7 protein-coding genes are annotated in these 7135 nt (G+C 68.8%); 5 read left to right on the top strand and 2 right to left on the bottom strand.

Annotated elements, in window-relative coordinates:
* Nucleotides 1-90: 90 nt before the first annotated feature.
* Nucleotides 91-1758 carry an ABC transporter substrate-binding protein gene (locus tag AAHM41_RS37590; protein ID WP_342241754.1) on the bottom strand — a complete coding sequence of 556 codons (1668 nt, stop codon included), beginning with the start codon at nucleotides 1756-1758 and terminating at the stop codon, nucleotides 91-93.
* Between the two features lie 295 nt (nucleotides 1759-2053).
* Here AAHM41_RS37590 and AAHM41_RS37585 point away from each other — a divergent pair, with 295 nt between their 5' ends.
* From AAHM41_RS37585 to AAHM41_RS37565, 5 genes are read left to right on the top strand one after another with little or no spacing between them, the layout of a single operon-like run.
* The gene (locus tag AAHM41_RS37585) at nucleotides 2054-2689 is read left to right on the top strand and encodes an NUDIX domain-containing protein (protein ID WP_342241753.1); all 636 of its coding nucleotides are present in this window, start codon (nucleotides 2054-2056) and stop codon (nucleotides 2687-2689) included.
* Between the two features lie 40 nt (nucleotides 2690-2729).
* Nucleotides 2730-3758: a cysteine synthase A gene (locus AAHM41_RS37580; protein ID WP_342241752.1), complete on the top strand. Its 1029-nt coding sequence runs from the start codon at nucleotides 2730-2732 to the stop codon at nucleotides 3756-3758.
* Nucleotides 3755-4480, top strand: a complete 726-nt coding sequence (locus AAHM41_RS37575; RefSeq protein WP_342241751.1) for an alanyl-tRNA editing protein — start codon at nucleotides 3755-3757, stop codon at nucleotides 4478-4480. Before AAHM41_RS37580 ends, AAHM41_RS37575 begins: the two co-directional genes overlap by 4 nt.
* Complete coding sequence (gene sseA / locus AAHM41_RS37570; RefSeq protein WP_342241750.1) at nucleotides 4477-5337, top strand: 3-mercaptopyruvate sulfurtransferase; 861 nt, start codon at nucleotides 4477-4479, stop codon at nucleotides 5335-5337. Before AAHM41_RS37575 ends, sseA begins: the two co-directional genes overlap by 4 nt.
* A complete protein-coding gene (locus AAHM41_RS37565) occupies nucleotides 5334-5915 on the top strand; it encodes a GNAT family N-acetyltransferase (protein ID WP_342241749.1) in 582 nt (193 codons plus the stop codon). The genes sseA and AAHM41_RS37565 overlap by 4 nt, the downstream gene beginning before the upstream one ends.
* An 8-nt stretch (nucleotides 5916-5923) precedes the next feature.
* Here AAHM41_RS37565 and AAHM41_RS37560 read toward each other — a convergent pair whose 3' ends face one another.
* The gene (locus AAHM41_RS37560; RefSeq protein ID WP_342241748.1) at nucleotides 5924-7066 is read right to left on the bottom strand and encodes a porin; all 1143 of its coding nucleotides are present in this window, start codon (nucleotides 7064-7066) and stop codon (nucleotides 5924-5926) included.
* Nucleotides 7067-7135 lie beyond the last annotated feature (69 nt).

Here is a 7135-nt window from a genome sequence, read left to right as displayed (position 1 = left end):
CCCGCAAGGGGAGGGGGGACTCATAAGGCTTGGCCGGTGTCCGTTTGAAAGCCCCGGCACGAGTCACGCGCTTATCCTGGAGTGAAGTCGTCACGCCGACAGCCACACCTTGTCGAGATACATCTCGCGGGCGAAGTGGTAGGCGAAGCCCTGCACCTTGTCCGTGCTGGCGGTGTAGATCTTCGACCAGAACGGGATGATGGTGATGGCGTCTTCCTGGACGATCTGCTCGATCTTCTTCACCAGCTCCTTGCGCTTCGCCACGTCGACCGTGGCCTGCGCCTGGTCGAGCAGCTTGTCGAATTCCGGGTTGGCGTAGCCGGTCTCGTTCCAGGACACGCCGGTGCGGTAGGCCAGGGCGAGGACCTGGACGCCGAGCGGCCGGGTGGTCCACTGCGTCACGCTGAACGGCCAGGAGGTCCAGCGGTCCCAATAGGTGCCGCCGGGCAGGATGTTGACCTTCAGGTTGATGCCGGCCGGCTTCACCATCTCGGACAGCACCACGCCGATCTGGCCTTCCCATTTCGGGTCGTCGACGCAGTTGATCTCGATGTCGAGGCCGTTCGGATGGCCGGCATCGGCCAGCAGCTTCTTGGCTCTCTCGTAGTCCTGTGGGATCGCCCCGAGCTTGGTGTATTCGGGATGGATCGGTGCGACGTGGAAGTCCTCGCCCGGCGTGCCCAGCCCTTGATAGGCCAGCTGCGTCAGCTTGTCGTGATCGACGCAGGCCTGGATCGCCTGGCGCACCCGCTTGTCGTCGAACGGCTTCTCGGTCACCCGCATGCGGGCGACGCCGGTAATCGCCGTCTCCTTCTCATAGACCTTGAACTGCGGGTTGGCCTGGTAGCCGGGCAGCAGGTTGGGGTCGAGCTTGTACAGGAGGTCGACCTGGCCGGAGGATAGGGCCGCCAGCTCTGCCGCCGGGTCGGCGCCGAGGTCGATGAACTGCAGCTCGTCGACATAAGGCTCGCCGCCCCAGTAATCGGCCTTCTTGGTGTACACCGCGCGCTGGCCGACCACGTATTCCTTCAGGGTGAAGGGGCCGGTGCCGATCGGGTTCTTGATCAGGTTGGCTTCGTGCTTGGTGGCGAAGTCGCGATGGGTGATCAGCGCCGGATAGTCGCCGAGGCTCTCGGGGAAGGAAAGCATGGCGCTGGCGAAGTTGAACCGCACCGTGTGGTCGTCCACCCGCTCCAGCGCGTTCGGCGCCATCTTGACGGTCTCACCCTCTTTCACCGTCAGGCCATTGAAGCGGCCCTGGTTGGAGGAGCCGGTCTTGCTGTCGAGCCAGCGCTCGAAGGTCTTGATCACGTCGTCGGCGTTGAAGTCGTCGCCGTTGCTCCACTTCACGCCCTTGCGCAGCGACAGCGTCCACACCGTGACGTCGTCATTCGCCGTCCATTTCTCGGCGAGGTGCGGGTGCGAGAGGTTGTCGGTGCCGATCCGCACCAGCGGCTCGATCAGCTGCCGCGCGGAATTACCCTTCTCCGACCAGTCGTAGATCGCCGGGTCGCTGGCATCCATCACGAACATGCCCATCCGCAGCGTGCCGCCCTTGCGCGGCGTCTCCTGCGCCACCGCCTGCGGCATGATCGGCTCGCCGGTCAGCACCGAAGCCACGGAATAGGCGGTCGGGATCGCCAGGCCGAGCAGCACCGAGGTGCGCAGGAACTCGCGCCGGTCGAGCCTCCCGTCGCGCAGATCCTCGGCCAGCTTCGGAATCGCGACGTGAACCTTACCCAGATCCTTGATGTCCATCAGGCTCTCCCTGTCGAGACGCTTGGAACCACCCTGTGGGGCGACGCTTTCTTGCGTTTCTGAAGCCTCGGCCCGCAACAAGGCCATTAGACGGCCCGTGGGCGATCCCGTTGTTTCCCCTGGCGACGGCGAAGCGTTCGTCCGCGACATCGCAGCCCGCCGGGGTCCGATTGGAAGTATCGCGATCGTTCCGCCGCGGCGTCAAACCTTAATCCCGAGCCCGCGGCGTGGAGCGTCGTGGCGTCCGCGCAACGGCGCCGCTATCGTCGGCCGAGCCCGTATGGAGTGTATGAGAGTGGCCTTCGACAATGACGCCGACGTCGAACTGATCGAGCGGCAGACGGAGTATGCCGGCTTCTTCCGGCTGGACCGGCTGCAGCTGCGCCACCGCCGCTTCGACGGCGGCTGGACCGACCCGCTGACGCGCGAGCTGGTGCTGCGCCGGCCGGCCGTCGCCCTGCTGCCCTACGACCCGGTCGCCGACCGGGTGGTGCTGGTGGAGCAGTTCCGGCTGGGCGCCTGGATCGCCGACCGGCCGGCCTGGATGGTCGAGATTCCGGCCGGGCTGATCGACGCCGGCGAGTCGCCCGAGCATTCCGCCGCCCGCGAGACGCAGGAGGAGACCGGCCTCGCCGTCGCCGAGCTGCTGCCGGTCGGCGAGTTCGCCACCAGCCCCGGCGGCTTCAACGAATGGGTCAGCCTGTTCTGCGGCCGGATCGCGGCGCCGGCCGAGCGCAGCCTGCACGGGCTGGCAACCGAGCAGGAGGACATCCGCATCCTGCCGATGGCGGCGGACGAGGCCCTGGCGCTGCTGGCGGAGGGCCGGATCCAGAACGCCATCACCCTGATCGCGCTGCAATGGTTCGCGCTGAACCGCGAGTCATTGCGCCGCCGCTGGGCACCGCTTGAAGCCACGAATAGCGCCCTCTAAGGTCGATGGGGACGCCCCGAGCCGAGAATTGGGACCGAGCATGAGCGACACGCCTTCCCGCCAGATCGTCGACGGCTTCGTCGGCGCGATCGGCAACACGCCGCTGATCCGCCTTGCCCGCCTGTCGGAGGAGACGGGCTGCGAGATCCTGGGCAAGGCGGAGTTCCTGAACCCCGGCGGCTCGGTCAAGGACCGGGCGGCGCTGGCGATCATCCGCGACGCCGAGGCGCGCGGCACGCTGCGGCCCGGCGGCACCATCGTCGAGGGCACGGCCGGCAACACCGGCATCGGCCTGGCGCTGGTCGGCCGGGCGCTGGGCTACCGCAGCGTCATCGTGCTGCCGCGGACCCAGAGCCAGGAGAAGAAGGACGCGATCCGCCTGGCCGGCGCCCGGCTGGTCGAGGTCGACGCGGTGCCCTACAAGGACCCGAACAACTATGTCCGCTATTCCGAGCGCCTGGCCGCCGAGCTGGCCCAGACCGAGCCGAACGGCGCGATCTGGGCCAACCAGTTCGACAACGTCGCCAACCGCGACGGCCATTACCACACCACCGGGCCGGAGATCTGGGAGCAGACCGGCGGCAAGGTCGACGGCTTCACCTGCGCCGTCGGCACCGGCGGCACGCTGGCCGGCGTCGCCCTGGCGCTGAAGGAGCGCGACCCGAAGGTGCGGATCGCCCTGACCGACCCGCTGGGGGCGGCGCTGTACAACTGGTACGAGCATGGCGAGCTGAAGGCCGAAGGCAGCTCGATCACTGAGGGCATTGGCCAGGGCCGGGTGACCAAGAATCTCGAGGGCATGCCGCTCGACTGGGCGCAGCAGGCGACCGACGAGGAAGCACTTCGGATCCTGTTCGGACTGGCCCGGGACGAAGGGCTGCTGCTGGGCGGGTCGACCGGCATCAACCTGGCCGGCGCAGTGAAGATGGCGCGCCGGATGGGGCCGGGCCACACCATCGTCACCATCCTGGCCGATCACGGCAGCCGCTATCAGTCCAAGCTCTACAACCCGCAATTCCTGCGCGAGAAGGGATTGCCGGAACCCGACTGGCTGGGGACCAGCGCATGACCGACCTGCTGTTCCGCGACGACGCCTATGCCCGCGAGACGACGGCCACCGTGGTCGACGCGGCGCCGGAGGGCATCGTCCTGGACCGGACCCTGTTCTACGCCACCGCCGGCGGCCAGCCGGGCGACACCGGCGCGATCCGCTGGGCCGGCGGCGAGATCGCGGTGGCCGAGACCCGCAAGGGCGCGACCCCTGACGAGATCCGCCATGTCGCGGCTGACGGCGCCGCCCTGCCCGCCCCCGGCACGCCGGTCGAGCTGGCGCTGGACTGGGAGCGGCGCTACCGCCACATGCGGATGCACACCGCCCTGCATCTGCTGTGCGTCGCCGTGCCCGGCGACGTCACCGGCGGCCAGATCGGCGCCGAGCGCAGCCGCCTCGACTTCAACCTGCCGGGCGACGCCCTGGATGCCGCGGCGATCACCGCCCGGCTGAACGAGCTGGTCGCGGCCGCCCTGCCGATCGGGACCGAGTGGATCACCGACGAGGAGATGGCGGCGCGGCCCGAGTTGGTGCGGACCATGTCGGTCAAGCCGCCGAGCGGCCTCGGCCGGGTGCGGCTGGTGCGGATCGGCGACGCCGCCACCCCGATCGACCTGCAGCCCTGCGGCGGCACCCATGTCCGCAACACGGCGGAGATCGGCCCCCTGGCGATCGCCAAGATCGAGAACAAGGGCAAGCAGAACCGCCGGGTCGTCATCACCTTCGCAGGCGAAGCATGAACACCATCGTCTCGACCTCCTGGCTGGCCGACCATCTCGACGATCCGGATGTCCGCATCGTCGACGCCACCTACCATCTGCCGGGCACCAACCGCGACGCCGCGGCGGAGTTCACCGAGGCCCACATCCCGGGCGCGGTGTTCTTCGACGTCGACGACATCGCGGCGCCGGAGAGCAAGGCGCCGGGCGGGCTGCCGCACATGCTGCCGCCGCCCGGGCTGTTCGCCGAGCGGATGGCGGCGCTGGGCATCGGCAATGACAGCTTCGTCGTCTGCTACGACGTGCACGGGCTGATGAGCGCGGCCCGCGCCTGGTGGATGCTGCGCGCCTTCGGCCATGACGGCGTGGCGGTGCTGGATGGCGGGCTGCCGGCCTGGAAGGCCGAAGGCCGGCCGCTGGAGAGCGGCGTGCCGACACCCGCCCCGGCGCGCTTCACCCCGCATCCGCGGCCAGCGCTGGTGCGCAGCAAGGCGGAGGTCCTGGCCGGCACGGTGGGCACCGTGATCGACGCCCGGGCGCGCGAGCGCTTCGAGGGCACGGCGCCGGAGCCGCGGCCGGGCCTGCGCGGCGGCCACATCCCGGGCGCACTCAACCTGCCCTTCGGCGAGCTGCTGGACCCGGCGACCAGGACCCTGCTGCCGCCGGACGCAATCGCTGCGCGCTTCGCCGCCGCCGGCCTGCCGGAGAGCGGTCCGGTGACCACGAGCTGCGGCAGCGGCATCACCGCCTGCGTCCTGGCCTTGGGCCTGCACCGGATCGGGCGGGAGGATGCGGCGGTGTATGACGGATCCTGGGCCGAATGGGGCATGCCGGGGGACACGCCGGTCGAGACCGGCCCTGCCCGGAGGCGGTCGTGAACGCCAAGGCCGTGCCGGAGCTGACGGTCACCGTCACCCAGCTGGAGATGACGGCCAGGCCGGCGCGCACGCCCCCACCCCCGCCTCTGGCCCGGCACCTGTTGATGCGGGCCGAGCCGGCGACCGTGTCCTTCTACCGCTATCTCTACGACACGGTCGGGGCCAACTGGCTGTGGACCGACCGGCGGGAATGGGATGACGACCGGCTGGCCGAGCGGCTGAACGACGAGCGCACCGGCATGTACGTGCTCTATATCGACGGCGTGCCGGCCGGTTTCGGCGAGCTGTTCCAGGCCGACGGCGACGCCACCGACCTCGCCTATTTCGGGCTGATCCCCGAATTCATCGGCCGCCGGCTGGGGCCGTTCCTGCTGTGGTCGCTGATCGACCTGGCCTGGGCGCGGCCGATCCGGCGGATGACGGTCGACACCTGCACCCTGGATCATCCGAAGGCCCTGGCCCACTACCAGCGCGCCGGTTTCGTGCCCTATGCCCAGCGGGTGGTGCGCAAGCCCGACCCGCGCCTGACCGGCCTGCTGCCGCGGACGGCTGCGCCGCACGTTCCGCTCGCGACCTGACGCCGGGGTCAGAAGCCGAGGATGATGCCGGTGATCAGGTTGGCGTTCTCGAAATCCGCGCCCTGTCGGAAGTTCTGCTTCTCGTAGATGACCTGGGCATAGGTGTTGAGGCCGGGAGCCAGCGTGTAGGTCACGTTAGCGCCGACGATGTGGTTGTCCTTCAGGTCCTCGCCGCTGGTGTATTCGGACTCCAGGCCGTTGTTCTTCTCGGCCCAGGTGTAGGCGTAGGACAGCGACGCCAGATAGTCCCCCCACCGATAGCTGACGTCGCCGATGATGGTGTCGACCGGCTTGTCCGAGGCCGCGAGCTGCTCGTTGTGGGTCCAGTTCACGCTGGCCCAGATGCCCTGGTAGCCGACCTGGCCGCCGAGCGTGTAGACCTCGAGGTCGTGGCCGCCCGGGTTGGCGCCGGACGCCGATGTCTGGATGCCGGCGCCGTAGGCCGCCGTGGCCGCCCCGCGGACCGACCAGTCGCCAAACGTGTCCTCGTAGTTGACGCCCCCGGTGACGACGTTCTCGTAATAGGTCTCGTCGTCGTCGAACAGGTCGTTGCGGCCACCGTTCCCGGCATGGTCCGCGCCGCCGACAACGGGCGTGAAGTCGACGGCGAAGCTGAATCCGTCGAAGGTCGGCGAGGTGTATTTGATCCGGGTGTCCTGGTTGGTCAGGCCGGCAAGATAGGTCGCGTTGATCGAGTAGAAATTGCCGCCGCCCACCGGGAAGTCGCCGTCCAGCAGCTCGCCGAAATTCATGGCGCCGGCGCCCATGTCGCCGACCAGCTCGTCATGGACATAGACATAGCCGATGTCGTCGGCGACGGTCGGCGCGTCGCCGAAGGTCAGGGTGCCGAAGCCGCCCTTCAGATAGGTGTAGAGGCGGGTGATGTTGACGTCGTCACGGCGGTTGACCGAATCGAAACGGATGCGGCCGCCGTATTCGAGGCCGGTATCGGTGACGTTCTTGACGTCGAAGATCAAGCGAGCATTGGTCTGGAAGTCATAGTCGCGGTCGAAGTCGTCGTGCTGGCTGTCGCTGAGCACCAGCGTGGACTGCCAGCCGATGAAGCCGCTGATCTTCAGCTGAAGACCGGAGGTCACGCTCGGGTCCGCGGCCGATGCCGGCGCGGCGCCGGCCAGCCAGCGCCGCCGCACCGAGAAGAATCGTCTTCACTTTCCCTCCTCCGCGCCATCCATCCCCATGGCATGAGATCTGCGTTAGTG

This window comes from Inquilinus sp. OTU3971, assembly GCF_038440215.1.
This window is presented reverse-complemented; position numbering and strand designations above follow the sequence as displayed.

Bases quoted from the DNA above. Each gene is read 5' to 3' on its own strand.
- AAHM41_RS37575 (WP_342241751.1), top strand. From the start codon at position 3,755: ATGACCGACCTGCTGTTCCGCGACGACGCCTATGCCCGCGAGACGACG.
- AAHM41_RS37590 (WP_342241754.1), bottom strand. From the start codon at position 1,758: ATGGACATCAAGGATCTGGGTAAGGTTCACGTCGCGATTCCGAAGCTG.
- sseA (WP_342241750.1), top strand. From the start codon at position 4,477: ATGAACACCATCGTCTCGACCTCCTGGCTGGCCGACCATCTCGACGAT.
- AAHM41_RS37580 (WP_342241752.1), top strand. From the start codon at position 2,730: ATGAGCGACACGCCTTCCCGCCAGATCGTCGACGGCTTCGTCGGCGCG.